Raw genomic sequence first — 25,032 nt, forward strand, 5'->3', positions numbered from 1 at the left:
ATAAATGGTAAGTTGCAGGCCATGAGCAATTCTTGATCATCATCCAGCAGCTGCACCGAGGTCACAAGCCTCACACCTTGTATTTTGCCTGTTTGGAAATGGATGTGCTAATATGTAGGGGTAAAGGCACTAGAGAGATATGGTTTAGGAGGATGAATCATGGCAAATGTCAACCGCGCCCAAATCGAAGAAGCGGTGCGTTCTATATTAGAAGCAATCGGAGAAGACCCTAACCGCGAAGGCCTGCTAGATACACCGAAGCGTGTGGCCAAGATGTATGAAGAGGTTTTTATGGGGATTGGACAGGATCCCAAAGAATACTTTGAAACTATTTTTGGCGAAGAGCATGAGGAGCTTGTTCTTGTAAAGGACATCCCATTCTACAGCATGTGTGAGCACCATCTGGTTCCTTTCTTTGGGAAGGCCCATGTTGCCTATATCCCTAGGAATGGCAGGGTAACAGGGCTCAGCAAGCTTGCAAGGGCAGTCGAGGCCGTGGCAAAAAGGCCGCAGCTGCAAGAGCGGATCACCTCTACTGTAGCGAATGCTATTATGGAAAAATTGGAGCCCCACGGTGTAATGGTCATTGTAGAGGCTGAGCATATGTGCATGACGATGAGAGGCGTTAAAAAGCCTGGTTCCAAGACTGTCACTTCTGCAGTAAGAGGTGTGCTGGCAGAGGATGCCAGGGCGAGAGCTGAAGTCCTTTCATTAATCAAAGATTAATCTGCATCCCTGAGGCTGAAAGTACTGCTTTTAGCCTTTTATCTTGGCCGATGGCGGCTTGAAGGAGTGAAGGAAATGGAAACGAGAAATAACCCGGCAGGAGACTATGTGGTAATTAAAGCAAAGGAAGACGGCGTGAATGTGATTGGGCTGACCAGAGGCTCAGACACACGCTTTCACCATTCTGAAAAACTTGATAAAGGGGAAGTCATGATCGCCCAATTCACCGAGCATACTTCAGCGATAAAAATCAGGGGCAATGCCTCCATCATGACATGCTATGGAGAAGTGGAAAGCGAAGCGAAAAAATAGGAGCAGGGCACCGTAAATTTCCAGAGGTCTTTAAGCCTGGCATTTTTGCTTCCGGCGGAACATAACTTTCAATATAATCTGCCACGGCTACCCCTTTTATGATATAATTGTCTCTGTTTCATTGTGGACAATATTAAAATGGCCCCTAATGGCGAATGCTATATGGGTAGCGCCCAGACCAGCACCGCCTTTTATAAAAAAGAATCTACAGGCATCATAGGAAATACATAAATGACCTTCGGGGAACAAGGGTGATCAGATTGCAGGATATTAAAATAAATATGGAATATGTCCGGAAGCAGATTGAGGGAAAGGTTCTCCACCCTTACCTGCTTAAATATATTGATGAGCCGGTTATCGATCAGGATAAGCTGCTCCTTCTTGTCTCCATGCTCAATGAAGCTGAATTGACTCAGAAGCAGAAGAATGACTACTCAGTGACAGCCATGCTTATACAAGTCGCCCTTGATACCCATGAACAGGTCAGCAATACACAAATTGCCGGCGAAAAGCAAAAAAACAGGCAGCTTACTGTCCTGGCCGGCATTTACTACAGCAGCTTATATTATAAGATTCTCTCGGAATCAAAGGATATCGGAATGATCCGGCTGCTGTCGGACGGCATCAAAGAAGTGAACGAGCACAAAATCTCTGTCTACCAGCATGAAACAGAAAATGTAGAAGGACTGATGGAAAGCGTCAGGCTGATAGAGTCCTCTCTGTTCTCAAAAATCGCAGGATGCTATAACAAGCCGGCCTGGATCGAGCTGTCATCCCACCTTCTGCTGATGAAGAGGCTCATGGAAGAAAGGGGACGCTATCTGGATCACGGAACATCCTTTCTGTTTGAGCGGCTTAAACGCCTGGTATTCCCTAAAAAGGAACAAGAGCTTGCCGACCTGTCTGCTGAGCAGAAAAGATATCTTCTTCTGATAGCCAACCGCTATATCGATCACTCAAAAGATATGATTGACAAAGGCATGAAAGCTGTCCCTTTCCTTAATAGCCTGCTGGAGGAGCGGATCCATTCCATTCTTGACCAGCATCAGCCCATGACAAAATCCATTGCAGAAGAAGGGTGACTTTTATGGAACAACAATCCAAAGCAGAGCGCGTACACGGCGTATTCGAGAAGATATACGGAAACTATGACCAGATGAATTCTGTCATCAGCTTCCAGCAGCATAAGAGATGGCGCAAAGATACCATGAAAAAGATGAGCGTCCAGAAAGGGCAGAAAGCTCTGGATCTCTGCTGCGGGACTGCAGACTGGACCATTGCGCTCGCAGAAGCCGTCGGTACTGATGGTGAAGTCAAAGGGCTGGATTTCAGCAAGAATATGCTGAAGATCGGCGAGGAAAAGGTGAAAAGCAGGAATTTGTCCCAGGTGGAGCTCATTCACGGCAATGCGATGGAGCTGCCGTTTGAAGACAATTCTTTTGATTATGTCACCATTGGCTTCGGACTGAGGAATGTCCCTGATTATATGCAGGTCCTGAGGGAAATGAACAGGGTCCTTAAGCCGGGCGGGATGGCAGTATGCCTGGAAACCTCGCAGCCGACCATGTTCGGCTACAAGCAGCTCTATTATGCTTATTTCCGCTACATCATGCCGCTGTTCGGAAGGGTGTTTGCGAAAAGCTATAAAGAATATTCCTGGCTCCAGGAGTCGGCAAGGGATTTTCCAGGCATGAAGGAGCTTGCTGCGATGTTTGAGAGCGCAGGCTTCAAAAGTGTAGCCTTCAAGCCTTACAGCGGGGGAGTTGCTGCTGTCCATACAGGCTTGAAGTAAGTTCTGCATCTGTTTGCAGCCCGAGAAAGATGGGGCTTTCCGTGACTGGCGGGCCCCGAGAAAATAAGTACTTGTTGCTCGTCGATTAACAGGCTTGCAAACATGATTAAAGCTGGGTGGATACAAGATGAAATTAAAGATGATGTATTCATTTTTAGATTCTGACATTAATATTATTGAACAGTCATTAGAGGAGACCGTGCAGGCAGAGTCTCCTTTATTGCGAAATGCATCCATGCATTTGCTGCAGGCAGGAGGAAAAAGAATCCGTCCTGTTTTTGTTTTGCTGTCTGCGAAATTCGGTTCATATGATATCAGCGAGATAAAAAAAGTGGCTGTAGCCCTTGAACTGATCCATATGGCATCCCTGGTGCATGATGATGTCATTGATGATGCAGAGCTGCGAAGGGGCAAACCTACCATCAAAGCGAAATGGGACAATCGCACGGCCATGTATACAGGCGATTATATTTTTGCCAAATCCCTTGAAGTGATGACACAGATTGAGCGCCCGGAGGCACATGAAATCCTGGCAAAGACGATTGTGGAAGTCTGTGTGGGGGAGATTGAGCAGATCAAGGATAAATACCGCTTTGATCAGAACCTGAGGGATTACCTTTTGAGGATCAAAAGAAAGACGGCACTTCTGATCGCGGCAAGCTGCCAGCTTGGGGCAGTTGCAGCAGGAGTTGATGAAAGCATCCATAAGAAGCTGTATAGATTTGGCTATTATGTTGGCATGTCCTTTCAGATTACCGATGATATTCTTGATTTCACGGGCACGGAGAAAGAGCTTGGAAAGCCTGCAGGGGGAGACCTGCTCCAGGGGAATATTACGCTGCCTGTCCTATTTGCCATGGAGGACGAAGACATTCGCCGGGAAATCGTTAAAGTGAATGAAACGATGGATAGCAAAGAAATTGAAAAAGTGATCTCCCTGATTAAAAATTCCGGCGCAATTGAGCGTTCGTTTACTGTCAGCAACCAATATTTGTCCAAGGCGCTTGCAGTCCTTGATACCCTTCCGCAAAACAGGGCCAAAAAATCGCTCCGGGATATTGCTAAATTTATTGGCAAGAGAAAGTTTTAAGCGGTTGCAGAATTGTCGAAAAAATGATACTATTCTCCATGGATGTCTCTATTATAGAGCTGTTCATACATAAGATTTTAGGAGTGGAGACAATGGAGAAAACTTTTTTAATGGTCAAGCCTGACGGCGTCCAGCGCAATCTTGTCGGTGAAATTGTCAGCCGTTTTGAAAAAAAAGGCTTTCAGCTTGCCGGCGGTAAATTGATGGTTATTTCAAAGGAACTGGCTGAGCAGCATTATGGAGAGCATAAAGAGCGCCCATTCTTTGGTGAACTAGTTGATTTCATTACTTCCGGACCGGTATTTGCAATGGTTTGGGAAGGAGAAAATGTTATTGCGACAGCCCGCCAGATGATGGGATCCACAAATCCTAAGGATGCTGCCCCAGGGACAATCCGCGGAGATTTTGCCGTAACTGTAGGTAAGAATATTATTCACGGTTCAGACTCCCCAGAGAGTGCAGAGCGTGAAATCGGCCTTTTCTTCAATGAATCCGAGCTTGCCGGATATTCCAAACTGATTAATGACTGGGTTAACTAATCCATTAAAGACACTTGCCTGCAAGTGTCTTTTTTTGTAACCGCATACACATATTTTGGCGAAATATAGCAAAAAAACCACTCTCCCTTCTCTTTTTTCAGCTATACTAGTGTTAAATAAGCAATAGGGGAGAACAGAAATGCCGGGGGAATATCAGGAGTTTATCAGACAGATTAAAGCAAAGACAGGAATCGACCTTTCACTTTATAAAGAAGCGCAGATGAAAAGACGCCTTATATCTTTATACGAAAAAAAAGGATATCATTCTTTTTCGGATTTCTACCAGGGTTTAAGCAGGAATAAAGAATTGCTGGAGGAGTTTCTTGATCGGATGACTATTAATGTATCTGAGTTTTACAGAAATGCGAAAAGGTGGGACATACTTGAAACTCAGCTGCTGCCTGCTATGTCTGCCAGGGGGGGAAGGCTGAAGGTATGGAGTGCGGCTTGCTCTACAGGCGAAGAGCCGTATACGATTGCCATGATCCTGGCAAAATTCTTGCCGCTCTCCCAATTCCAGGTGCTTGCTACAGATATTGACGAAAAGGTGCTGGCAAGAGCGCAGGCAGGCATTTATCAGGAGAGGTCCCTGAATGAGATGCCTCTTGAAATGAAAAAGAAGTACTTTACGCAAGAAGGAAGCCTTTACAAAATATCAGACGAGATAAAAAAGACTGTTGTCTTCAAAAAACAGAACCTGCTGTCTGATCCCTTCGGAGGACCGTATGATTTAATCGTCTGCCGGAATGTCCTTATTTATTTTACAGAAGAAGCAAAGGATGGGCTCTACCACAAGTTCAGTGGAGCCTTAAAACCTGGGGGACTGTTCTTTGTAGGCAGTACAGAGCAGATTTTTAATCCTGGCTTGTATGGACTGGCTACGGAGGATACTTTTTTTTACAGAAAAAAATAGCAGGAAGTAAAACTGTGAAGAAGTCTTCATGGTTTTTTTTCTTTTATAAGAAGGATGTGCTTATTGCTCTTGCTTTTGTAGTGCTGGTGGAGGCATGCTAAAATGGCATCAACGGCAAAACTGGATGGGAGCTTGCCGGGAGAGGCCAAAGTGTTTTTTTCGGCAGCTGTCTGAAAAATTCTTAATTTTTGCTATGCTAATGATAGTGTGTGTGATATATTGGTACATAATCCTTTAATGAGTTGAAGGGGGAAAGAGTTTTGAGATACTTAACAGCAGGTGAATCACACGGTCCTCAGCTGACCGTTATAATTGAAGGGCTGCCGGCAGGAATGCCGCTGCTCGAAGAAGATATTAATGCAGAACTGGCCAGAAGGCAGAAAGGCCATGGCCGCGGAAGGCGGATGCAGATTGAAAAGGATACCGTGCAAATTGCCGGGGGTATCCGCCATGGCTACACTTTAGGTTCACCGGTCGCACTTGAAGTAGAGAATAATGACTGGAAGCACTGGACAAAAGTTATGGGCCAGGAGCCGGTTTCTCCTGAAGAAGAAAGTGAAATAAAGAGGAAAATCTCACGGCCGCGCCCAGGTCATGCTGATCTGAACGGTGCCATCAAGTACGGGCACCGCGACATGCGCAATGTGTTGGAGCGTTCCTCTGCCAGGGAAACGACAGTCAGGGTGGCAGCCGGGGCTGCAGCTAAGAAGCTGCTTAGTCTGCTGGGAATTGAAGTCGCCTCACATGTAGTTGAAATCGGCGGGATCCAATCTGCCGCTGCTTCGTATGAAAGCCTGGCCGAAGTAAAGGAAAGGACGGAAAACTCTCCGGTCCGCTGCCTTGATCCGGAAGCAGAGCCAAGGATGATGCAGGCCATTGACGATGCAAAGGCCAATGGCGATTCCATCGGCGGGATTGTCGAGGTAATCGTTGAAGGAATGCCTGCCGGCGTTGGATCATATGTCCATTATGACCGGAAGCTGGATGCAAAGCTGGCTGCTACCATCGTTAGCATCAATGCATTCAAAGGAGTCGAATTCGGACTGGGCTTTGAAGCGGCGCGCAAGCCTGGAAGCGAGGTCCATGACGAGATTGCCTGGGATAGTGAAGATGGCTATACCAGGAAAACTAATCGCCTTGGAGGATTTGAAGGCGGTATGACTACAGGGATGCCGATTGTAGTAAGAGGTGTTATGAAGCCGATTCCTACCCTGTATAAGCCGCTGCAGAGTGTAGACATCGAAACGAAAGAGCCATTCACTGCAAGCATTGAGCGGTCTGACAGCTGCGCTGTCCCTGCTGCTGCCGTTGTTGCAGAAAATGTCGTTGCCTGGGAACTGGCCTCCGCTATATGCGGCCAGTTTTATGCAGACAGAATGGATGCTCTGATTGATAGTGTAAATGCACAGCGGAAATATGCGAGGGAATTTTAATGGAGACCATCACCATTAAAACCCCTTCAAAAGAATATCCGGTCCTCATCGGCGCCGGTGCTGTGAGAGAACTGGGCGGCTTGCTTAGAGAGAAGCTTCCCGGCCTGACCAGCCTGCTGATTATAACGGATGAGACAGTAGCATCCCTGCATCTTGACAGGGTGAAAGAAGCCCTTGCTGAATTTAATCCTTCTATACATATTGTTCCAAGCGGGGAAAAAGCAAAAACGTTTGACGTTTATTATGCAGCTTTGACTTTTGCTCTTGAAAAGAAACTTGATAGGAAATCGGCTGTCATCGCCCTGGGGGGAGGAGCAGTGGGAGATCTCGCCGGCTTTGCTGCCGCCACCTTCATGAGGGGCATCCCGTTCATCCAGGTTCCGACAACCATACTTGCGCATGACAGCGCAGTGGGAGGCAAGGTAGGCATCAACCATCCTGAAGGCAAAAATATGATTGGTGCATTCCATCAGCCTGAAGCTGTTGTTTATGACCTGGATTTTTTAAAGTCGCTGCCCGATAGGGAGATAAGGTCAGGGTTTGGTGAAGCAGTCAAGCACGCACTCATTAAGGACCATTCTTTTTACAGCTGGCTGCTGGATAATGTCCACTCGCTTAAGGACATGAAAGATGAGGAATGGCTGTTCATTCTTTCGAAAGGCATACAGGTTAAAAATGCTTTTGTTTCCGAGGATGAAAAGGAAGCAGGGGTCAGGGCCTTCTTGAATTTTGGCCACACACTCGGACATGCAATTGAAGCGGAATCCGGTTATGGAAAAATGACACACGGCGAAGCGGTGGTCATCGGGATGCTGTATGCCCTGGAACTAAGCATCGAAAAATGCGGACTCGATTTCGATACCGGGCAATTCCGGGACTGGCTGATGGGCCTGGGCTATTCCATTTCATTGCCGGAGGGCCTTCATCCTGCAGAACTTCTGTCCAGGATGAAGAAGGATAAAAAGGCAATCGGGCAAGCAGTGAACTTTGTTCTTCTTGATAGTATCGGCCATCCGGTTCTCTCAGAAATCCCTGACGGGGAGCTTAAGGAAGCGCTGGAGATGTTTGCCGTAAAGGGGGCTGAAAAATGATCAGAGGTGTCAGGGGAGCAATTACAGTGCAATCGAACACAGAAAAAGAGATTGCAGCAGCAGCAGAACTCCTGTTAAAGAAAATGATAGATGAAAACAGCATAGCCCCGGAAGAGGTTGCTTCTGTATTCATCTCCGCGACTGATGATATTGACCAGGGTTTCCCTGCCAAAGCCATGCGGACGCTTGATGGCTGGAAGCATGTACCTGTAATGTGCATGCGTGAAATGTCGGTGCAGGACGCTCTGCCGCTTTGCATCCGGGTTATGATCCATTTAAATACAGAAAAGAGCCAGCAGGAGATCGGCCATGTTTATCTTGGGGGAGCGGTTGTCCTCAGGCCTGATTTGGAAAAGAAATGATTCTGCCTCTCACCAGACAGGCGCGCTTATGATAAAATAAAAGCAGTTCTTTATTACTTTAATTAGGTAGCGGAAAGAAGAGTTGGAGGGGCGGTTTATATTATGAAGTGGAAAAAACAATTGCTGGATTTAACACCATACCAGCCAGGCAAATCTATTGAAGACGTAAAAAAACAATATGGGCTTGAAAAGATTGTGAAGCTTGCATCAAATGAGAATCCTTTCGGATGCTCGGAAGAAGCAGCAAAAGCCCTTCAAAAAAGCTCGGGCATTTTTGCAAAATATCCAGATGGATATGCCGGCGAACTGAGAAGCATATTGGCTTCCCATCTTGGAACTGAACCAGGACAGCTTATATTCGGCAATGGTTCGGATGAAGTGATCCAGATCATCTCGCGCGCCCTGCTGGGGCCTGGAAGGAATACAATCATGGCTGCACCGACATTCCCCCAGTATAAGCACAATGCAGTGATTGAAGGTGCTGAAGTGAAGGAGATTCCCCTGCTTGACGGTGCCCATGATCTGGAGGGGATGCTTGAAGCCATTGATGAAAATACATCTGTTGTATGGCTCTGCAGCCCGAATAATCCGACTGGGATCTATATAAATGAGAGCAAGCTTGTTTCATTCCTGGAAAAGGTGCCGGAAGATATACTTGTGGTACTCGACGAGGCCTATTGCGAGTATGCAGTTGCTGATGATTACTACCATGCAGTGAGCCTGCTGGAGAAGTTCAGCAATCTGATTGTGCTCAGGACCTTCTCAAAAATCTACGGTCTTGCCAGCCTCAGGATCGGGTATGGCATCGCCGGGGAGGACGTAGTCAGGGCGCTGGAGCCTGCGAGGGAGCCGTTCAATGTGAATACTTTTGCACAGATGGCTGCTGCGGAAGCGGTTAAGGATCAGAAATATGTGGAAGAATGCCGGAACAGGAACAGAGAAGGGCTGGAACAGTTCTACTCATTCTGCGACCAGGCAGGCCTTAGTTATTATCCGTCCCAGGGCAATTTCATCCTGATTGATTTTAAGCGCGATGCTAATGAAGTTTTTCAATATCTGCTGGAAAAAGGCTATATCGTACGGTCTGGCGCAGGTCTTGGCTGCCCGCAGTCCATAAGGGTCACGATTGGCTCAAAAGAGCAGAATGAAGAAATTATGGAACTGATCGGCCAATTTTTGGAGGAAACAGCAGCGGCCCTATAAGGACCAGCATCCACGTGGGTCAGTCCGGATAAGCAAAAGAGCAGCATGGCAAAGGCGGTGATTTTTTATGGAAGGCCGCGTATTCATTATCGGCCTCGGGCTGATAGGCGGTTCACTGGCTCTCGGCATAAAGCGGCAGCATAAAGAAGCATCCATAGCCGGTTTTGATATTAATGCGGAGCAATGCAGGCTCGCAAGGATGCTGGGAGTGATTGATGAGGCTGAGGATAGCATTGAAGAAGGAGCGGCAAAGGCTGATTTAATCCTGCTGGCCGCGCCTGTGAAGGTAACTGCCGATATACTTGCCAGACTGGGCAGAATGCAGCTGAAAAAAGGCGTCATTATTTCTGATGCAGGAAGTACAAAGGCAGAGGTCGTCAAAAGTGCTGCAGGCCTTAAAGAAAAGGGAATCATATTCATCGGAGGCCATCCTATGGCAGGCTCCCATAAAAGCGGTGTGATCGCAGCGAAGGAAATTTTATTCGAGAACGCATTCTATCTGCTTACTCCAGAGCCACATGTTAAGGAGAAGGACATTATGGCGCTAAAGGAATGGCTTGCAGGGACAAAAGCAAAATTCATCCAGGTATCACCGGAAGAGCATGATTATCTGACCGGCATCATCAGCCATTTTCCCCATATCATAGCAGCCTCGCTCGTTCATCAGGCTGAAAAGGAAAGCCGCTCACATGAGCTGGTTCCCCGGCTTGCTGCAGGGGGATTCCGTGATATTACAAGGATTGCCTCAAGCAGCCCCGAAATGTGGAGGGATATCCTTCTTGCTAACAAGGAAGTACTCCTGAAGCTTTTGGAAAGCTGGCAGGCGGAAATGGAGCGGGTGGCAGTGATGCTGGAAAATCAAAGCTCTGAGGATATCCGGCAGTATTTTGAGGGCGCCAAGCAATTCAGAGATGACCTGCCCCAGAAGCAGAAGGGTGCAATTCCTGCGTTTTATGATCTATTCGTTGATGTCCCCGATTATCCCGGGGTCATTTCTGAAATCACCGGCTATCTGGCCAAAGCAGAGATCAGCATAACCAATATCAGAATCCTTGAGACAAGGGAAGAGATATACGGTGTGCTTGTGATCAGTTTTCAGACGGAAGAGGACAGGGACCGGGCGGCAGCATGCATTCATCATTATACCGCCTATGAAACCTCTGCCGGGCCGTAATAAGCAATTGACGAAAGGTGATGAAGAATGGAACCAGTTATATTGAAAACAAATACAGGCAGCCTCCGGGGCGAAATTGATATTCCGGGTGATAAATCCGTTTCCCATCGCTCCATCATGTTTGGCGCAATCGCAGAAGGCAGGACTGAAGTAACCAACTTCCTAATGGGGGAGGATTGCTTAAGCACTGTGTCATGCTTCCGCAAGCTTGGTGTTTCAATCACAAACGAGGGAGACAAAATGATCATCGATGGAAAAGGCTTTGAAGGGCTTAAGGAGCCGAGTGAAGTTTTGGACGTCGGGAACTCAGGCACTACAATAAGGCTTTTGCTTGGCATTCTTGCAGGTCTTCCCATCCATGCCGTTTTGGCGGGCGATGAGTCGATTGCCAAGAGGCCGATGACACGCGTCTCTATCCCTTTATCAGAAATGGGTGCACAAATAAGAGGGAGAAAAGGCGGAGAATTTACTCCGCTTTCCATCCAGGGCGGCGAGGTGAAGGGCATCCGGTACGAGCTCCCTGTCGCCAGCGCCCAGGTGAAATCTTCCCTTTTGTTTGCCGGTCTCCAGGCAAGCGGGGAAACCATTCTTATAGAACCTGCAAAGACGCGCGACCATACTGAGAGGATGATCCGCCAATTCGGCGGAGAAGTTGTTTCAGAAGGGCGGGAAGTCCGTTTGCACGGCGGGCAGCATCTGAAAGCGGCAAAGGTGCATGTTCCCGGGGATATTTCTTCTGCAGCCTTTTTCCTGTCTGCTGGTGCAATCATTCCCGGCAGTGAAATAGTCCTCAGAAACGTCGGCCTGAATCCGACAAGGACGGGCATTATAGAAGTTCTCCAAAATATGGGGGCTGACATGGCCATTATTCCGTACAATAACGGGAGTGCAGAACCTGCCGGGGATATCACCATCCGATTCTCTCAATTAAAGGGAACGGTCATTGAAGGAAATATCATTCCAAGGCTGATCGACGAAATTCCTATAATCGCGCTTCTGGCAACGCAGGCAGAGGGGCAAACGGTCATTAAAGATGCTGAGGAATTGAAAGTCAAGGAAACCAATCGCATAGATACGGTCGTCAATGAGCTGAAAAAGCTGGGAGCGGATATTGAGGCAACAGCTGACGGTATGGTCATCAACGGAAAGACTCCGCTGAAAGGCGGAAATGTTTCCAGCCATGGCGACCACAGAATCGGCATGATGCTCGCCATCGGGGCTGCCATCTGCAGCGGGGAAGTCTCTCTCTCTGGCGCTGAAGCCATTTCAGTTTCCTATCCGGCATTTTTTGACCATCTGGAGTCACTGATCGGCTAAGGGGAGGAAGTTTCATACATGTGGGGTTCGGGATGGCCGGGCCCTTTTTTTGTGAATAACTCCTTGCTTTTGATGTATTCCACAACCATTTCTGCTCCGTTTCGCTGACTGAGTTTTTCCGCAGTCCAGCTCAACAGAACATCCTTCTCAATAAACCATCTCTGGCTTAAAAACTTTCAAACATAAATCTAAGATTATTTCATAGCTTGTCATAAGACCATTTAAAAGGGTGGTATTATGGCATATATTATTGAGAATGCCAATATTCTCAAGCAGCAGACATTTCAGAAGGCTTCACTGCTGGTGGAAAAAGGGAAAATAACTGGCATCCGGGACTCTTTCCCCCGCTATTCGTTCATGAAAATGAATGCAGAAGATTATATTATGGCGCCTGCTCAGGTCATGTATGATCCTGCACCTCCGCTGGACAGACCCTTTTCAGAGCAGAAAAGCTATTTTATTAACGAAATGCTTATGAAAGGGATGACTTCTTTTTTAACTTTTGCAGAAGTGCGGCAGGAATCCCGGCTGTTTTCCCGAATAAAAACCGTAAAGTCAAGTTTGATCAGCTCTCCGGCCGATTATGTGATTGCTGTCAAAGTTCCTGCCAGGCTCTTGTCACCTTCTTTCATCAGGAAATGCCGGACAGAAAAAATACCGGCCGTCTTTGTGGAAGCTGGAAGCAAAGAAGAGCTGTCGGCGGTTCCCTGGGGATGGATAAGGGAAGCTGTTTTTCCATACAATTGCCCGCTTGTGCCTATTTTCAAAACAGCGGATGAAAAAGAAAAGAAAGCGCTTCAGCATTTTTGGAAGCAGCTGATGCTAAAAGAAAAACTGGCACACATCGGGGAAGAACTGCAGGAAAGAGAGCCGGTCGCCAGAGAGCACCTGGCCATGATGGGCATCTGGCCCCATAAAGGAGACATCAGGCAAGGAGGGGAAGCAAGCTATAATTTATATGTTAAGGATGGCGGAGACAGAAACATTGAAGAATCGGAGCTCTTTCATTATTATAGTCATAGACTTGCCATAACGGCCCACAAAGGAACGATCATCAGGGCAGGCGGATATTTCAGATTCTGTCCGGGCTATGGAGAGCGTGTTATAATAAAGATTCCGGCTTTTTTTACAGTATAACGGACTGGGTCAGCCTGTCAGCCGGGCTGCAGGATTATGATAACAAGCGGGATCGGCCGCGATTTGAACCCAGCCCGTTTTTAAATGATATCTGCAACCATCTTTAGTCATGAAAGGATATAACAATGGACAAAGTTAATAAAATCATATCGCTATTAGAAAATGGACAGCATGAAGAAGCACTGAGGGACTATGCACAGATCCTGGACAAGGGTTCACATGAGGAGAGATTTGTGCTGGCGGAGGAATTGTTCCAGCTGGGATTGCTTGAGGAATCCAAGGCTTTGATTGAAAGGCTGCTGGAATCTTACCCGGATGAAGGCGAACTGCTTGTCCTCCTGGCTGAGCTTCATATTGATCTGGCCAATGAAGAGGAAGCGATGCTGGTTCTCGAGAGGATTTCAGAGAAGGATCCAAGCTATCCGCAGGCACTGCTCCTTTTAGCGGATCTGTACCAGATGGAAGGCTTGTATGAGGTGAGCGAGCAGAAGCTTTTAAAAGCTAAGTCCATTCTGGACGAAGAGGTCATCATTGATTTTGCCCTTGGTGAATTATATTTGGAGCAAGGGAAATTTATAGAAGCAATCAAGTCTTATGAAAAGGTTCTTGAAACGAGCCAGGAAATCGCCGGAACAAATGTGAATCAGAGGATGGCCGAGGCACTCAGTGCCGGCGGGGCATTTGAGGAAGCGATCCCATTCTATGAAAAGGCACTCGAAGCCCGTCTTGAGATCAATACCCTTTTCAGCTACGCATTCACTGCCCTTCAGGCTGGGATCAACAGGACTGCTATTGAAAAGTTCAAAGAAGTGAAGGAGCTTGATCCTGAATACCATTCCCTGTATCTGCATCTCGCACGCGCCTATGAGCGTGAAGAAGAGCTCGAAAACAGCTTTGAGGCTGTCCAGGAAGGAATCAAGCATGATGAGTTCAATAAGGATCTGTTTTTCTATGGCGGAAGGCTTGCTTTAAAGCTTGCACGCGAAAACGAGGCAGAGGACATGCTGCGTATGGCACTCGTGCTGGACCCTGAGTTCACCGAGGCGGCTTTGACACTGAACAAGCTTTTCATCAAGCAGGAACGGTACCGTGATGTCCTTGACATTGTGGATACGATGGAAGCGCAGGAGGAAGAAGAGCCCCAATTCCTTTGGGATGCGGCTTCTGCCCTTCAGGAGCTAGAAGAATATTCCCTGGCATTAAACAAATACCAGCAAGCATATACTTATTTTAAAGAACAGTCAGACTTTCTGTCAGACTATGGATATTTTCTGATGGAGGAAGGAAAATGGGCAGAGGCTGCCGAAATTTTTAAGAAACTGCTTGGGCAGGATCCGAGCAACGAAGAATATCTCGATATCGTCCAGAGGCTTAGCGGCGATCTGATGTAAGAAAAGGCACTAACAAAAATTCAGTTGCAAGCAGAGGAGGGAACAAATGGTGGCGACCCCTGTATCTGTCAGCGAGAAAAAAGATTTTATCCGCTGGTTCTTAAACCATTATCAATTGAAACGGCGCGAATGCGTTTGGATTTTAAATTATTTGATGAGCCATGACCAGCTTATGGAACGGGTGCATTTTGTGGAGCAAGCACAATATTGCCCAAGAGGCCTCGTGATGTCAACTCATTGCGTTGATGAAGTTCCTTTCCGTTTTTACAAAGAGAATGTCATGACAACTGATGCCGAGAAATCATTCCATGATATAAGGCTGAACAGGGAAGAAGATATCTTCATCCAGCTTAATTTCCATGCCTCCAATAAGGCCCATCAGTATGCAGCCGTCCTGGAGGAAAATCCGTTCATGCCGAAGACCCTTCAGGTAAGCGAGAAGGACCGGCTGATCGCAGAACGCTTCCTTTCCGAAAGCCTGGCTAAATTCCAGAGGGAAAAATTGATGCAGATGATTGATGAATCACTGGATAAAGGCGATAAAGAAACATTCAAGCAGCTCACTGAAAAGCTGAAAATGATTATGGTGAAAGCATAAATAGAATAGCTGGACTGGTGAAGGGGCATCCGGGCGGATGCCCCTTCAGCATTGCTTTCGGCAGCAGCAGGAAGTTATGGTAAAATAATGAGGCAAGCTATACGATTTGGAGTGGTGATAATGAAGTGGATTCCGCAGGATATTGAAATGTATTTAAAATCAAAAGAATATGTCGACACAGCTGTCATCCCCCTTTTGCCCGTCACATTCACAGGGGATATGAAGCAGGCTGCCTCAATGGCTGAATTTGTCACATTGCTTTCTTATCAGATGGAAAGGCAGTTCAAAGGAAGGCTTTTGATGCTGCCGGGCTTTTCCTACCTTAAATCTGACACAGCCCATGATGAGCATCTCGAAGAGCTGAAGAAATGGGAGTCCGCTATCCTGGAAAGCGGCTTCAGGCATGTGTTCTATCTGACCTCGGACAGCGGGTGGAAAATGGCTGAAGGGGAGCTTGGGGGATCATTGCTCTGGCTGCCATCCCTGCCGTTGGAGCATATGGACGAAACGTACAGAAACTCTGTTTTGGAGGACCAGGTCAAGCAGCTGCTGAATTTATTTGTACAAAAATGGCAGGCTGGTGAATAATTCCTGAAAAACCGCTTTGAACAGCCGGTTTGCCTACAGATTTTATTGACCTTGCCTAAAGATTGATATATCATTGTTATGTCCTAGTTTTATATTGTGTTGAATTTTGTCCGTTGGACTTGATTTCATGATAGAGGGGGGAAATGTATGAGCAAACATCGTGTTTCAAGACGTCAATTCCTGAACTATACACTTACTGGTGTAGGCGGTTTCATGGCGGCCGGCATGCTGATGCCGATGGTCCGTTTTGCCGTGGATCCTATACTGAAAGCCAGCGAGGGAGGAGACTTCATTCCGACACCGCAAAAAGTAAGCGAAATCACTGCTGAACCTACTCGGGTCGACTTTAAATTCGAACAGCAGGATGCCTGGTATACTTCAGAGGTATCGAACACCGCGTGGGTTTATAAGGATGAAAACGGGGAGATCGTTGCCTTATCTCCTATCTGTAAGCATTTAGGCTGCGTTGTTGACTGGAACAAAGACAAGGCGAATCCAGACCACTTCTACTGCCCATGCCATGGCGGGCTTTATACGAAGGATGGAACAAACGTGCCTGGAACACCTCCTGCTGCACCGCTGGATGTGTATCCTACAAAAGAAAAAGATGGTTTCCTATTATTAGGAAAAGCAGAACCGCGAAAGGGGGCGTAATAAGTGTTAAACAAAATTTATGACTGGGTCGACGAGCGTTTGGATATTACGCCTTTGTGGCGGGATATTGCAGACCATGAAGTACCTGAGCATGTAAACCCTGCCCATCACTTTTCGGCTTTCGTTTACTGCTTTGGCGGATTGACCTTCTTCATCACAGTGATCCAGATTTTATCCGGTATGTTCCTTACAATGTATTATGTGCCGGATATTAAGAATGCCTGGGAATCTGTCTATTATCTGCAAAATCAGGTTGCTTTCGGGCAGATTGTCCGCGGTATGCACCACTGGGGTGCGAGCCTGGTCATCGTAATGATGTTCCTACATACGTTACGTGTTTTCTTCCAAGGGGCCTACAAGAAGCCTCGCGAGCTGAACTGGGTTGTCGGAGTGCTTATTTTCTTCGTTATGCTGGCGCTCGGCCTGACAGGCTATCTTCTTCCTTGGGATATGAAAGCGTTATTTGCAACAAAAGTTACCATTCAAATTGTTGAATCAACACCGTTGATCGGTCAGCAGCTGAAAGCGCTGATGGCTGGAAGCACTGACATAGTCGGAGCCCAGACGATCACACGATTCTTTGCGATCCATGTATTCTTCCTGCCTGGAGCTCTCCTTGGACTGATGGGTGCCCACTTCCTGATGATCCGTAAGCAGGGTATTTCTGGACCGTTGTAAAATTCAACTTCACTACTGCTAACTGAAAAGGAGGGGAATGCTCAATGCATCGTGGAAAAGGTATGAAGTTTGTAGGCGACTCCCGTGTCCCTGTAAACCGTAAACCGAATATTCCGAAAGACTACTCGGAGTACCCTGGCAAAACGGAAGCATTCTGGCCCAACTTCCTATTGAAGGAATGGATGGTCGGCGCCGTTTTCCTGATCGGATATCTATGTTTGACCATCGCTCACCCGTCTCCGCTTGAAAAAATAGCAGATCCGAGCGATACAGCATATATTCCGCTTCCAGACTGGTATTTCTTGTTCTTATACCAACTATTAAAGTACACATATGCTTCAGGCCCATATAACGTCATCGGGGCGTTTATCATTCCCGGACTGGCTTTCGGAGCGCTGATGCTTGCTCCATTCATCGACCGCGGCCCTGAAAGGCGCCCATCTAAGCGCCCTCTCGCAACTGGTTTCATGCTGCTTGCGATTGCCGGCATCTTCTATCTAACTTGGGAATCTGTAGCCAACCACGACTGGGAAGCTGCAGAGCAGCAAGGTAAAATCGTAGCTGAAGCGGAGATTGATAAAGAAGCAGAAGGCTATAAAATTTATGAAGCGCAAGGCTGCATCAGCTGCCACGGCGGTGAATTGGCAGGAGGAGCTGGTGCTCCGGCCCTGATCGATACAGGACTTTCTCCTGAAGAAGTGGCGAAAATCGCTAAAGAAGGTCAAGGTGCCATGCCTGCCGGAATCTTTAAAGGAACTGACGAAGAGCTTCAAAAGCTTTCTGAATTCATTTCAAGCATTGAAAGTAAATAAAAGAAGAGAAGCCGGCGAATTGCCGGCTTCTTTTTTTGTGCAATATAACCAGTAATTTAGATAATAATAGCCTTTTTCCGTTAACCTGCAGTTTAGGGGGTATGCATCTTCCTGAACACTTTTCCTCGGGTATTAACCAAGGGCAATCTCCAAGCCAGCTCCAGCATATTATAGCGGAAAGTTCCCCCTTTAATTTCCTCTATGATAAAATATAGCCATAATGATAGAGAGAAGAGGGTATGGTATGAAGTGGATTTATCCTATTTTGGGGAACCGCTCGGTATTATGGCTGCTGCTTGTGGTCAATATTGCCGGAACGGTGTATGGGTATTACTGGTACGGGTGGCAGCTGAAGGATACGCCCCCGCACTTTCTGGCGTTTGTTCCTGATAGTCCGACGGCCAGCCTGTTTTTTTGTTTTGTCCTTGCTGCCTTCCTGATGCGGAGGAACTGGCCCCTTTTAGAGGCTCTGGCGGCCGTGACGCTTTTTAAATACGGTGTCTGGGCAGTCGTTATGAATCTGCTTGTTTATAAAGTGACAGGCGAACTTGATCCTATTGCGTTGATGCTGATCGGATCCCACGCTGCTATGGCAGTCCAGGGGATCTTATATTCACCCTTTTACCGGATCAAGTGGATTCATTTGCTCATTGCTGCTGTATGGACACTCCATAATGATGTAATCGATTATGTATTCTTCATGCTGCCGCGCTATCCTGTGCTGAACTTATATACACCGGAGATAGGCTATTTTACTTTTTGGCTGAGTATATTCTCCCTTTTCCTTGTGTACTGGTTCTCTATCAGGCCCGGCCGCACAAAGCTGGCGATTGAGTAGGCTTCCATATTGGAAGCCTTTTTTTCTTGGCAGTATCTCATGCTGATTTTTGGATCAGGGGGGGACTTAGTTTTATACTCCTTTCGGCTTGGATGAATATCCGGCTGAATGAGCCCAAAACCAACATTGATGTTAATACAGCTTATCTCTAAAATTGATCCCAGCCGAGCGAACTTTTGGTCTAACCTTGTCCAACCTCTCATACATTTTTAATAGTAATTGCAGGGGGGGACAATATTGAAAGCAAAAATTGCTGTATCCATGTTTTTGATCTATCTTTTAATGCCTTTTTCCATATATGCATATGCAGAGCAGCCTTCCTCTTCGATGGACAAACTTGATCTGCTCTCTGATGAAGCTCTTCAGATGGTCAAAATACAAAAATATGAAGAGGCAAAAAAGATTCTGGATTATTTTTCGGATCAGTTTCTTTCGGGGGATGTACAGGCAAGGCCGTTCAATATGGATGAGCTGAGAATCGTTTCCAATGCGCATGATGAAGCAGTGGAAGCAGCGGCCAGCATCGATATGAACCATAAAGAGCGGATGAACAGGGTAACAAGATTCAGGCTGGTTATTGATGCAATCACCTCCAGCAGGCAGCCTTTGTGGACGGAAATGGAGGATCCGATCATGGATGTGTTCGGGGGGATGAAGGAGGCTGCCCATGCAGGCGACAGTGAGGCTTTCCATTCAAGCCTGAATTCCTTTTTGACCTTATACAGCGTCATTTACCCTGCCCTTAAAGTGGACCTCAAGGCAGACAGGCTTCAGCAGCTGGATACCAGGGTCAATTTCATAGACCATTACAGGCCTCAGGTGGTGAGCCAGACCTCGAGCCAGCAGGAATTGGATGCCCTCGAGGCAGATTTATCCTCGCTTTTTGATGAAATGACTGACGATGAGGCCGATCCTTCGCTTTGGTGGGTCATTATTTCTACAGGAAGCATCATCATCCTTACATTATCTTATGTCGGCTGGAGAAAATATAAGGGAGATCAGGACAAAGAGAAGAGCAGAAAAAGAGAGCTGAAAAATTGACACCATTCACCAGAAAAAATACAATAGATTAAATTACAGCAAAGATGAATGGGAGGAATAACATGGATTTCCTGATATACTTTGCGATCATCATCCTCGTGCCGATCTGGGCGCAATTCAAGGTGAAAGGCACCTATAACAAATATTCCAGGGTACCAGCCTCTTCACATATGAGAGGTGCCGAGGTTGCCAGAAGGATCCTGGATTCCAATGGATTGTACAATGTCAATGTTGAGGAAACGAGGGGGCATCTGACAGACCATTATGATCCCCGTTCAAAAACGGTAAGGCTGTCCTCGCAGAATTTCCATGGCCATTCCGTCGCTGCAGCAGCAATAGCTGCCCATGAGGTCGGCCATGCCATGCAGGATCAGCAGGATTATGCATTCCTCCGGGTCCGACATTCGCTGGTGCCGATCGCGAGCATTGGTTCTAATTTTTCCTGGGTGCTGATCATGGTAGGGATTTTTGCTGAGCTGAGCGGCCTTCTCCTTTTGGGAATCATTTTCATGGCCGTGGCCGTCCTCTTCCAGGTGGTTACCCTCCCGGTCGAGTTCAATGCTTCAAACAGAGCAATGGATCAGGTCGTCTCACTTGGTGTTATCCGCAATGATGAGGAAAGGGAAACGAAGAAAGTCCTTAACGCTGCTGCCCTGACCTATGTAGCTGCCGCAGCTGTTGCGGTTCTGGAGCTATTGCGCCTGATCATGATCTTCACAGGCATGCAGAGGCAGGATTAAGAAATGAAGAAACCAGCCATTTGGGCTGGTTTTCTTTATTTCTTATAGTGAACAAGCGCCATTTGCATTTCTAGTGCTCAATCGGCTTCTTATTTTCATCCAGGGTGAATCCTTCGCCGAGCACATCGTGAACGACACTGACTGTGACAAAGGCATGCGGATCGACGGAGGTGATGACGCTTTTCAGCCGCACGATTTCATTTTTGCCGACTACGCAGTAAAGGACTTCCCGATCCTGTTTGGTGAAGGAGCCGTGCCCTTTCAGCACCGTCACCCCGCGGTCCATTTCCTTCAGAATCCTGCCGGCGATGGCTTCGTTCTGGTCGGAAATGATCATCGCACCTCTTGCGGCGTAGGCGCCTTCCTGCATAAAATCGATCACCCGGGCACCTACGAACACGGCAACAAGGGTGTACATGGCTTCCTGGTAGGTCAGATAGAAAATGAGCGATAATGTAATGACACAGGCATCGAAAAGGAACATTGTTTTTCCCATGCTCCAGCCGATATATTTATGGGCCAGCCTCGCTATGATATCGACTCCGCCGGTTGTTCCGCCGAAACGGAAAATGATGCCGAGGCCAATGCCGATGAAAACACCTGCAAAAAGAGCCGCAAGAGTAAGGTCTTCCTTCAGCGGCATGTCAATCTGATAGCGCTGAAAAATCCACAGGAACAGGGAAACACTGAAGGTGCCGATCATGGTGTAATAAAAGGAATTCCTGCCGAGCAATTTCCAGCCTATAAAGAATAATGGTATATTTAACAATAAGTTCGTATAGGAGGGATCCCATTTAAATAGGAAAAAAAGGAGCAGGGTGATGCCGGTGAAACCGCCTTCGGCCAAGTTATTCTGCATATTGAAATGAACAATTCCAAAAGAAAAGATTGCTGAACCGAGCAGGATGAACAATATATTCTTGAATTTTAATCCGTTTTGCACGTTTTTTCCCTCTTTTCCTGTTTTTATCACCATAAGATTATATAAAATAAAAGATGACAGAGCAATAATGAGCCGGACAGAATAGCAGCTGCCGGGCGGTTAAAAATATTTGTAAAAAGCTGTTCCGTTAGGCTAACATGATATAGAAAAAGCATCTATTCTCTATAAGATAAGCCTAATTTGCTGCTTTATGCAAAAGGCTCAGGAAGGCGGAAGTTGAGGTGGCTAATCGAGATGGAATCCAATCATAAAACGATGAAAGACCTCCAGGCTGAGGTTGATCAATACATAAGCCAATTTAAAGAAGGATATTTCAGCCCTCTTGCCATGCTGGCACGGATGACGGAAGAGCTGGGTGAACTGTCCAGGGAAGTAAATCACCATTACGGGGAAAAGCCAAAGAAATCGACCGAAGAAGAGAATACCATTGAAAATGAGCTGGGGGATATGCTTTTTGTGCTTATCTGCTTTGCCAACTCACTGAATATTGACTTGCAGGAAGCCCATGACAGGGTAATGGATAAATTTAATACGCGGGATAAAGACCGCTGGACAAGAATTGAAGAGTAGGAGAGATTCTGATGGATAAGATAAAGATTGTTATTGCGGGGCCGCGCGGCCGAATGGGCAGGGAAGCGGTTCAGCTTGTGCTGAATACCGGCCATTTTGCCCTTCAGGCGGTTGTAGACCATAAATTCGAAGGGAAAATGCTCAGCGACCTTGATGGATTTACAGGGGCAGATGTGCCGATATATACAGACCTGGCCAATTGTCTGGAGCAGACAGAAGCTGATGTTCTGATCGATCTTACGACACCGGAGGCAGGCATGCATCATGCACGGACTGCCCTTTCATATGGAGTAAGGCCGGTAGTCGGGACAACCGGCTTTAGCAAAGAGGACCTGAAAGAGCTGGAAGTAACATGCCGGGAAAAAGAATTGGGATGCATCATCGCCCCAAACTTCGCCCTTGGTGCTGTCCTTATGATGAAGTTTTCACAGATGGCAGCCCGCTATTTCAGTGATGTGGAGATCATCGAGCTGCATCATGACCAGAAGCTTGATGCTCCGTCAGGCACAGCTGTGAAAACAGCAGAAATGATGGCTGAAGCAAGAGAAGCCAAAGAGCAGGGGCATCCAGACGAAAAAGAAACTCTGGCAGGGGCCAGGGGTGCTGACTACGAAGGGATGCGCATCCATTCAGTCCGCCTTCCCGGCCTGATTGCCCATCAGCAGGTGATGTTCGGCTCAGATGGCCAGACTCTGTCAATCCGGCATGACTCTTATAACCGGGCCTCATTCATGTCCGGTGTGAAGCTGGCTGTAGAGACAGTAATGAAAGCAGACCTGTTTGTCTACGGACTTGAAAATATTATGGAATAAAGGGAGGGGAAATGATGAACATCGCTTTGATAGCCCACGATAAAAAGAAAGACGACATCATCCGCTTTGCAACAGCCTATAAAGATATTCTGGCGGGACACTCCCTTTTTGCGACAGGGACGACCGGCTCAAGGATCATGGAATCAACAGGCCTTACAATCACCCGCTTTCAATCAGGACCGCTCGGCGGGGACCAGGAAATCGGGGCACTGATTGCCAATAAGAAAATGGACCTCGTCTTCTTTTTCAGGGATCCGCTGACTGTGCAGCCGCATGAGCCGGATGTATCCGCTTTGGTCCGCCTGTGCGATGTATATTCAATTCCGCTGGCCACCAATATGGGCACTGCTGAGCTGCTTGTAAAGGGCCTGGAAAGAGGCGACCTCGACTGGAGGAAAATAGTGAAGAGCGAAGACGGTGAGGTTCTATGATAGGAGAAAAATTGGATATCCTGGCCTTTGGCGCCCATTCCGATGATGTTGAAATCGGGATGGGAGGTACGCTTGCCAAGTATGCAGCTGAAGGAAAAAAGATTGGCATCTGCGACCTTACTGGTGCGGAGCTTTCCTCCAACGGAACTGTAGAAACAAGGAAAAAAGAGGCGGAGAGGGCAGCAGGTATCCTGGGTGTTTCAGTCAGGGAAAACCTTGGACTGCCTGACCGGGGGCTGCTGCTGAATGAACAGGCTATTACCGCTGTCGCGAGGATGATCAGGACATACAGGCCATCAGTCATCTTTGCGCCATATTTTGAAGACAGGCATCCGGATCACGGCAACTGTGCAAAAATTGTAGAAGAAGCCGCATTTTCAGCAGGCATCCGCAGGGCGGACCCTGAAAGCGGATTAGCCCCGCACAAAGTAAACGGGCTTCATTTCTATATGATCAACGGCTTCCATCAGCCTGATTTTATCATTGATGTGTCAGATTATATGGACAAAAAGCTTGCGGGCCTGAGGGCGTATGAGAGCCAGTTTGTCAGGACGGAGGATTCAGCAGACACTCCGCTTGTAAATGGCTATATCGAAAATGTAGAAGCAAGGGAAAGGCTTTATGGGAGAGAAGCGGGAGTCAAATACGCTGAAGGCTTCATGTCTAAAAAGCCGGTACTAATACATAAAGATTTATTGGGTGGAGAAGCATGACAAGAAAACTAAAAATCGGGATCACCTGTTATCCGACAGTCGGTGGATCAGGGGTCGTCGCTACAGAGCTTGGAAAGCTCCTCGCCGAAAGAGGGCACGAAATACATTTTATTTCTTCCAGCCTCCCTTTCAGGCTGAATCGGATGTATCATAATATATTTTATCACCAGGTGGAAGTGAGCCAGTATTCTGTTTTCCAGTATCCGCCTTATGATATTGCCCTCGCCAGCAAAATGGCTGAGGTGATTAACAGAGAAAAGCTTGATCTCATGCATGTACACTATGCTGTTCCCCATGCCGTATGTGCAATCCTTGCCAAGCAGATGAGCGGGCGCGATGTGAAGATTGCCACTACCCTTCATGGAACAGATATCACCGTCCTTGGTTATGAGCCGTCATTGAAAGACAGCATCCGCTTTGGAATCGAGAAGTCTGACAGGGTGACAGCTGTTTCCAAATCTCTTATATCACAAACAAATGAATTGATACACCCTGAAAAAGAAATTCAGGCGGTCTATAATTTCATAGACCATAGAGTATATCAGAAAACTGGCTCTGATCATCTGAAAAAAGAATATGGGATCACCGAGGATGAAAAAACGGTCATCCATGTTTCCAATTTCCGTGCGGTCAAAAGGGTGCAGGATGTTGTAAAGGTGTTTGCCAGGATAGAGTCGGAGATGCCTGCAAAGCTTCTCCTCGTTGGCGACGGCCCGGAAATGTCCAATGTATGCAAGCTGGTCAAAGAGCTCGGGCTGAAGGAGAAGGTACTGTTTCTGGGGAAGCAGGATAAAGTGGAAGAGCTTTATTCCATCAGCGACCTGATGCTCCTCCTTTCTGAAAAAGAAAGCTTCGGCCTGGTTGCGCTTGAGGCCATGGCGTGCGGTGTTCCCTGCATAGGGACCAATATCGGCGGGATCCCGGAAGTGATTTCTGACGGCGAGACAGGATATATCTGCAAGCTTGGGGATATAGGGAGCATGGCGGAAAAAGCGGCAGGCCTGCTGGCTGATGCTGATAAGCACACAAGCTTCTCACATCGTGCAGTACAGACTGCGAGAGAAAAGTTCAGCGCCGAACAAATAGTCAGCGAGTATGAGAGGCTTTATTTTGATATGTTAAATGAGGGATAAT

At 47.2% G+C, this 25,032-nt stretch carries 29 protein-coding genes; 28 read left to right on the forward strand and 1 reads right to left on the reverse strand.

The window, feature by feature from the left end:
- The first annotated feature begins 159 nt into the window (after nt 1–159).
- From folE to Q9R36_RS06680, 23 genes are all read left to right on the forward strand, one after another.
- Entirely contained in the window at nt 160–726 is a 567-nt protein-coding gene (gene folE / locus Q9R36_RS06570) for a GTP cyclohydrolase I FolE (RefSeq protein WP_224900886.1), read from the forward strand.
- Nucleotides 727–801: 75 nt separating this feature from the next.
- Nucleotides 802–1,038: a trp RNA-binding attenuation protein MtrB gene (mtrB, locus tag Q9R36_RS06575; RefSeq protein WP_022544139.1), complete on the forward strand. Its 237-nt coding sequence runs from the start codon at nt 802–804 to the stop codon at nt 1,036–1,038.
- A 251-nt stretch (nt 1,039–1,289) separates the two neighbouring features.
- Nucleotides 1,290–2,120, forward strand: a complete 831-nt coding sequence (locus Q9R36_RS06580) for a heptaprenyl diphosphate synthase component 1 (RefSeq protein ID WP_257991686.1) — start codon at nt 1,290–1,292, stop codon at nt 2,118–2,120.
- Between the two features lie 5 nt (nt 2,121–2,125).
- Entirely contained in the window at nt 2,126–2,830 is a 705-nt protein-coding gene (locus Q9R36_RS06585; protein ID WP_311224681.1) for a demethylmenaquinone methyltransferase, read from the forward strand.
- 127 nt (nt 2,831–2,957) lie between these two features.
- Nucleotides 2,958–3,920, forward strand: coding sequence for a heptaprenyl diphosphate synthase component II (gene hepT / locus Q9R36_RS06590; RefSeq protein ID WP_311224682.1), 963 nt, complete (start codon nt 2,958–2,960; stop codon nt 3,918–3,920).
- Nucleotides 3,921–4,012: 92 nt separating this feature from the next.
- Nucleotides 4,013–4,459, forward strand: coding sequence for a nucleoside-diphosphate kinase (gene ndk / locus Q9R36_RS06595; protein WP_094767149.1), 447 nt, complete (start codon nt 4,013–4,015; stop codon nt 4,457–4,459).
- Between the two features lie 139 nt (nt 4,460–4,598).
- Nucleotides 4,599–5,372 (forward strand): CheR family methyltransferase, encoded by a 774-nt coding sequence (locus tag Q9R36_RS06600; protein ID WP_257991682.1) that lies wholly within the window; start codon nt 4,599–4,601, stop codon nt 5,370–5,372.
- 260 nt (nt 5,373–5,632) lie between these two features.
- Nucleotides 5,633–6,805: a chorismate synthase gene (gene aroC, locus Q9R36_RS06605; protein ID WP_311224683.1), complete on the forward strand. Its 1,173-nt coding sequence runs from the start codon at nt 5,633–5,635 to the stop codon at nt 6,803–6,805.
- Nucleotides 6,805–7,896 carry a 3-dehydroquinate synthase gene (gene aroB, locus Q9R36_RS06610; RefSeq protein ID WP_148949142.1) on the forward strand — a complete coding sequence of 364 codons (1,092 nt, stop codon included), beginning with the start codon at nt 6,805–6,807 and terminating at the stop codon, nt 7,894–7,896. The genes aroC and aroB overlap by 1 nt, the downstream gene beginning before the upstream one ends.
- A complete protein-coding gene (aroH, locus tag Q9R36_RS06615; RefSeq protein ID WP_253617927.1) occupies nt 7,893–8,258 on the forward strand; it encodes a chorismate mutase in 366 nt (121 codons plus the stop codon). The genes aroB and aroH overlap by 4 nt, the downstream gene beginning before the upstream one ends.
- 102 nt (nt 8,259–8,360) lie before the next feature.
- Nucleotides 8,361–9,461 carry a histidinol-phosphate transaminase gene (hisC, locus tag Q9R36_RS06620; protein WP_009794851.1) on the forward strand — a complete coding sequence of 367 codons (1,101 nt, stop codon included), beginning with the start codon at nt 8,361–8,363 and terminating at the stop codon, nt 9,459–9,461.
- 67 nt (nt 9,462–9,528) lie between these two features.
- Complete coding sequence (locus Q9R36_RS06625) at nt 9,529–10,635, forward strand: prephenate dehydrogenase (RefSeq protein WP_311224684.1); 1,107 nt, start codon at nt 9,529–9,531, stop codon at nt 10,633–10,635.
- A 27-nt stretch (nt 10,636–10,662) separates the two neighbouring features.
- Nucleotides 10,663–11,952 (forward strand): 3-phosphoshikimate 1-carboxyvinyltransferase, encoded by a 1,290-nt coding sequence (gene aroA, locus Q9R36_RS06630; protein ID WP_257991676.1) that lies wholly within the window; start codon nt 10,663–10,665, stop codon nt 11,950–11,952.
- A gap of 237 nt (nt 11,953–12,189) precedes the next feature.
- Entirely contained in the window at nt 12,190–13,089 is a 900-nt protein-coding gene (locus Q9R36_RS06635) for a hypothetical protein (RefSeq protein ID WP_009794855.1), read from the forward strand.
- A 125-nt stretch (nt 13,090–13,214) separates the two neighbouring features.
- The gene (locus Q9R36_RS06640) at nt 13,215–14,480 is read left to right on the forward strand and encodes a tetratricopeptide repeat protein (protein ID WP_022544137.1); all 1,266 of its coding nucleotides are present in this window, start codon (nt 13,215–13,217) and stop codon (nt 14,478–14,480) included.
- Nucleotides 14,481–14,529: 49 nt separating this feature from the next.
- On the forward strand, nt 14,530–15,078 hold the full coding sequence (locus Q9R36_RS06645; protein WP_035401136.1) for a ReoY family proteolytic degradation factor: 549 nt from the start codon (nt 14,530–14,532) through the stop codon (nt 15,076–15,078).
- Nucleotides 15,079–15,198: 120 nt separating this feature from the next.
- The gene (locus Q9R36_RS06650) at nt 15,199–15,666 is read left to right on the forward strand and encodes a YpiF family protein (protein ID WP_009791282.1); all 468 of its coding nucleotides are present in this window, start codon (nt 15,199–15,201) and stop codon (nt 15,664–15,666) included.
- A 147-nt stretch (nt 15,667–15,813) separates the two neighbouring features.
- Nucleotides 15,814–16,320, forward strand: a complete 507-nt coding sequence (locus Q9R36_RS06655) for a QcrA and Rieske domain-containing protein (RefSeq protein ID WP_022544136.1) — start codon at nt 15,814–15,816, stop codon at nt 16,318–16,320.
- A gap of 3 nt (nt 16,321–16,323) precedes the next feature.
- On the forward strand, nt 16,324–16,998 hold the full coding sequence (gene qcrB, locus Q9R36_RS06660; RefSeq protein WP_009791280.1) for a menaquinol-cytochrome c reductase cytochrome b subunit: 675 nt from the start codon (nt 16,324–16,326) through the stop codon (nt 16,996–16,998).
- Nucleotides 16,999–17,042: 44 nt separating this feature from the next.
- Nucleotides 17,043–17,810, forward strand: coding sequence for a menaquinol-cytochrome c reductase cytochrome b/c subunit (locus Q9R36_RS06665; RefSeq protein ID WP_009791279.1), 768 nt, complete (start codon nt 17,043–17,045; stop codon nt 17,808–17,810).
- A gap of 244 nt (nt 17,811–18,054) precedes the next feature.
- Nucleotides 18,055–18,648: a lipoprotein heptaprenylglyceryl N-acetyltransferase LhaT gene (lhaT, locus tag Q9R36_RS06670; protein WP_009791278.1), complete on the forward strand. Its 594-nt coding sequence runs from the start codon at nt 18,055–18,057 to the stop codon at nt 18,646–18,648.
- Nucleotides 18,649–18,885: 237 nt separating this feature from the next.
- Nucleotides 18,886–19,689, forward strand: a complete 804-nt coding sequence (ypjB, locus tag Q9R36_RS06675) for a sporulation protein YpjB (protein WP_022544135.1) — start codon at nt 18,886–18,888, stop codon at nt 19,687–19,689.
- Between the two features lie 62 nt (nt 19,690–19,751).
- On the forward strand, nt 19,752–20,429 hold the full coding sequence (locus Q9R36_RS06680; protein ID WP_094767156.1) for a zinc metallopeptidase: 678 nt from the start codon (nt 19,752–19,754) through the stop codon (nt 20,427–20,429).
- Between the two features lie 70 nt (nt 20,430–20,499).
- On the opposite strand, the gene Q9R36_RS06685 is transcribed toward Q9R36_RS06680, so the two are convergent.
- Entirely contained in the window at nt 20,500–21,405 is a 906-nt protein-coding gene (locus Q9R36_RS06685) for a YitT family protein (RefSeq protein WP_009791274.1), read from the reverse strand.
- Between the two features lie 201 nt (nt 21,406–21,606).
- Here Q9R36_RS06685 and Q9R36_RS06690 point away from each other — a divergent pair, with 201 nt between their 5' ends.
- The 5 genes from Q9R36_RS06690 to bshA are packed head-to-tail and all read left to right on the forward strand — an operon-like array spanning nt 21,607 to nt 25,031.
- Complete coding sequence (locus Q9R36_RS06690) at nt 21,607–21,942, forward strand: nucleotide pyrophosphohydrolase (protein ID WP_022544132.1); 336 nt, start codon at nt 21,607–21,609, stop codon at nt 21,940–21,942.
- Nucleotides 21,943–21,953: 11 nt separating this feature from the next.
- Nucleotides 21,954–22,754, forward strand: a complete 801-nt coding sequence (gene dapB / locus Q9R36_RS06695) for a 4-hydroxy-tetrahydrodipicolinate reductase (protein ID WP_101550178.1) — start codon at nt 21,954–21,956, stop codon at nt 22,752–22,754.
- Nucleotides 22,755–22,768: 14 nt separating this feature from the next.
- Complete coding sequence (mgsA, locus tag Q9R36_RS06700) at nt 22,769–23,185, forward strand: methylglyoxal synthase (protein ID WP_022544131.1); 417 nt, start codon at nt 22,769–22,771, stop codon at nt 23,183–23,185.
- Nucleotides 23,182–23,898, forward strand: coding sequence for a bacillithiol biosynthesis deacetylase BshB1 (bshB1, locus tag Q9R36_RS06705; RefSeq protein WP_101550176.1), 717 nt, complete (start codon nt 23,182–23,184; stop codon nt 23,896–23,898). The genes mgsA and bshB1 overlap by 4 nt, the downstream gene beginning before the upstream one ends.
- On the forward strand, nt 23,895–25,031 hold the full coding sequence (bshA, locus tag Q9R36_RS06710) for an N-acetyl-alpha-D-glucosaminyl L-malate synthase BshA (RefSeq protein ID WP_009791269.1): 1,137 nt from the start codon (nt 23,895–23,897) through the stop codon (nt 25,029–25,031). Before bshB1 ends, bshA begins: the two co-directional genes overlap by 4 nt.
- Nucleotide 25,032 lies beyond the last annotated feature (1 nt).

Source organism: Bacillus sp. AG4(2022), assembly GCF_031844465.1.
GTDB classification, from domain to species: Bacteria; Bacillota; Bacilli; order Bacillales; family Cytobacillaceae; genus Bacillus_AB; species Bacillus_AB infantis.

Excerpts from the sequence above, each read along its gene's own strand:
- folE (WP_224900886.1), top strand. The coding sequence starts at position 160 with ATGGCAAATGTCAACCGCGCCCAAATCGAAGAAGCGGTGCGTTCTATA.
- mtrB (WP_022544139.1), top strand. The coding sequence starts at position 802 with ATGGAAACGAGAAATAACCCGGCAGGAGACTATGTGGTAATTAAAGCA.
- Q9R36_RS06585 (WP_311224681.1), top strand. The coding sequence starts at position 2,126 with ATGGAACAACAATCCAAAGCAGAGCGCGTACACGGCGTATTCGAGAAG.
- hepT (WP_311224682.1), top strand. The coding sequence starts at position 2,958 with ATGAAATTAAAGATGATGTATTCATTTTTAGATTCTGACATTAATATT.
- ndk (WP_094767149.1), top strand. The coding sequence starts at position 4,013 with ATGGAGAAAACTTTTTTAATGGTCAAGCCTGACGGCGTCCAGCGCAAT.
- Q9R36_RS06600 (WP_257991682.1), top strand. The coding sequence starts at position 4,599 with ATGCCGGGGGAATATCAGGAGTTTATCAGACAGATTAAAGCAAAGACA.
- aroB (WP_148949142.1), top strand. The coding sequence starts at position 6,805 with ATGGAGACCATCACCATTAAAACCCCTTCAAAAGAATATCCGGTCCTC.
- aroH (WP_253617927.1), top strand. The coding sequence starts at position 7,893 with ATGATCAGAGGTGTCAGGGGAGCAATTACAGTGCAATCGAACACAGAA.
- hisC (WP_009794851.1), top strand. The coding sequence starts at position 8,361 with ATGAAGTGGAAAAAACAATTGCTGGATTTAACACCATACCAGCCAGGC.
- Q9R36_RS06625 (WP_311224684.1), top strand. The coding sequence starts at position 9,529 with ATGGAAGGCCGCGTATTCATTATCGGCCTCGGGCTGATAGGCGGTTCA.
- aroA (WP_257991676.1), top strand. The coding sequence starts at position 10,663 with ATGGAACCAGTTATATTGAAAACAAATACAGGCAGCCTCCGGGGCGAA.
- Q9R36_RS06635 (WP_009794855.1), top strand. The coding sequence starts at position 12,190 with ATGGCATATATTATTGAGAATGCCAATATTCTCAAGCAGCAGACATTT.
- Q9R36_RS06640 (WP_022544137.1), top strand. The coding sequence starts at position 13,215 with ATGGACAAAGTTAATAAAATCATATCGCTATTAGAAAATGGACAGCAT.
- Q9R36_RS06650 (WP_009791282.1), top strand. The coding sequence starts at position 15,199 with ATGAAGTGGATTCCGCAGGATATTGAAATGTATTTAAAATCAAAAGAA.
- Q9R36_RS06655 (WP_022544136.1), top strand. The coding sequence starts at position 15,814 with ATGAGCAAACATCGTGTTTCAAGACGTCAATTCCTGAACTATACACTT.
- Q9R36_RS06665 (WP_009791279.1), top strand. The coding sequence starts at position 17,043 with ATGCATCGTGGAAAAGGTATGAAGTTTGTAGGCGACTCCCGTGTCCCT.
- lhaT (WP_009791278.1), top strand. The coding sequence starts at position 18,055 with ATGAAGTGGATTTATCCTATTTTGGGGAACCGCTCGGTATTATGGCTG.
- Q9R36_RS06680 (WP_094767156.1), top strand. The coding sequence starts at position 19,752 with ATGGATTTCCTGATATACTTTGCGATCATCATCCTCGTGCCGATCTGG.
- Q9R36_RS06685 (WP_009791274.1), bottom strand. The coding sequence starts at position 21,405 with ATGGTGATAAAAACAGGAAAAGAGGGAAAAAACGTGCAAAACGGATTA.
- Q9R36_RS06690 (WP_022544132.1), top strand. The coding sequence starts at position 21,607 with ATGGAATCCAATCATAAAACGATGAAAGACCTCCAGGCTGAGGTTGAT.
- dapB (WP_101550178.1), top strand. The coding sequence starts at position 21,954 with ATGGATAAGATAAAGATTGTTATTGCGGGGCCGCGCGGCCGAATGGGC.
- mgsA (WP_022544131.1), top strand. The coding sequence starts at position 22,769 with ATGAACATCGCTTTGATAGCCCACGATAAAAAGAAAGACGACATCATC.
- bshB1 (WP_101550176.1), top strand. The coding sequence starts at position 23,182 with ATGATAGGAGAAAAATTGGATATCCTGGCCTTTGGCGCCCATTCCGAT.
- bshA (WP_009791269.1), top strand. The coding sequence starts at position 23,895 with ATGACAAGAAAACTAAAAATCGGGATCACCTGTTATCCGACAGTCGGT.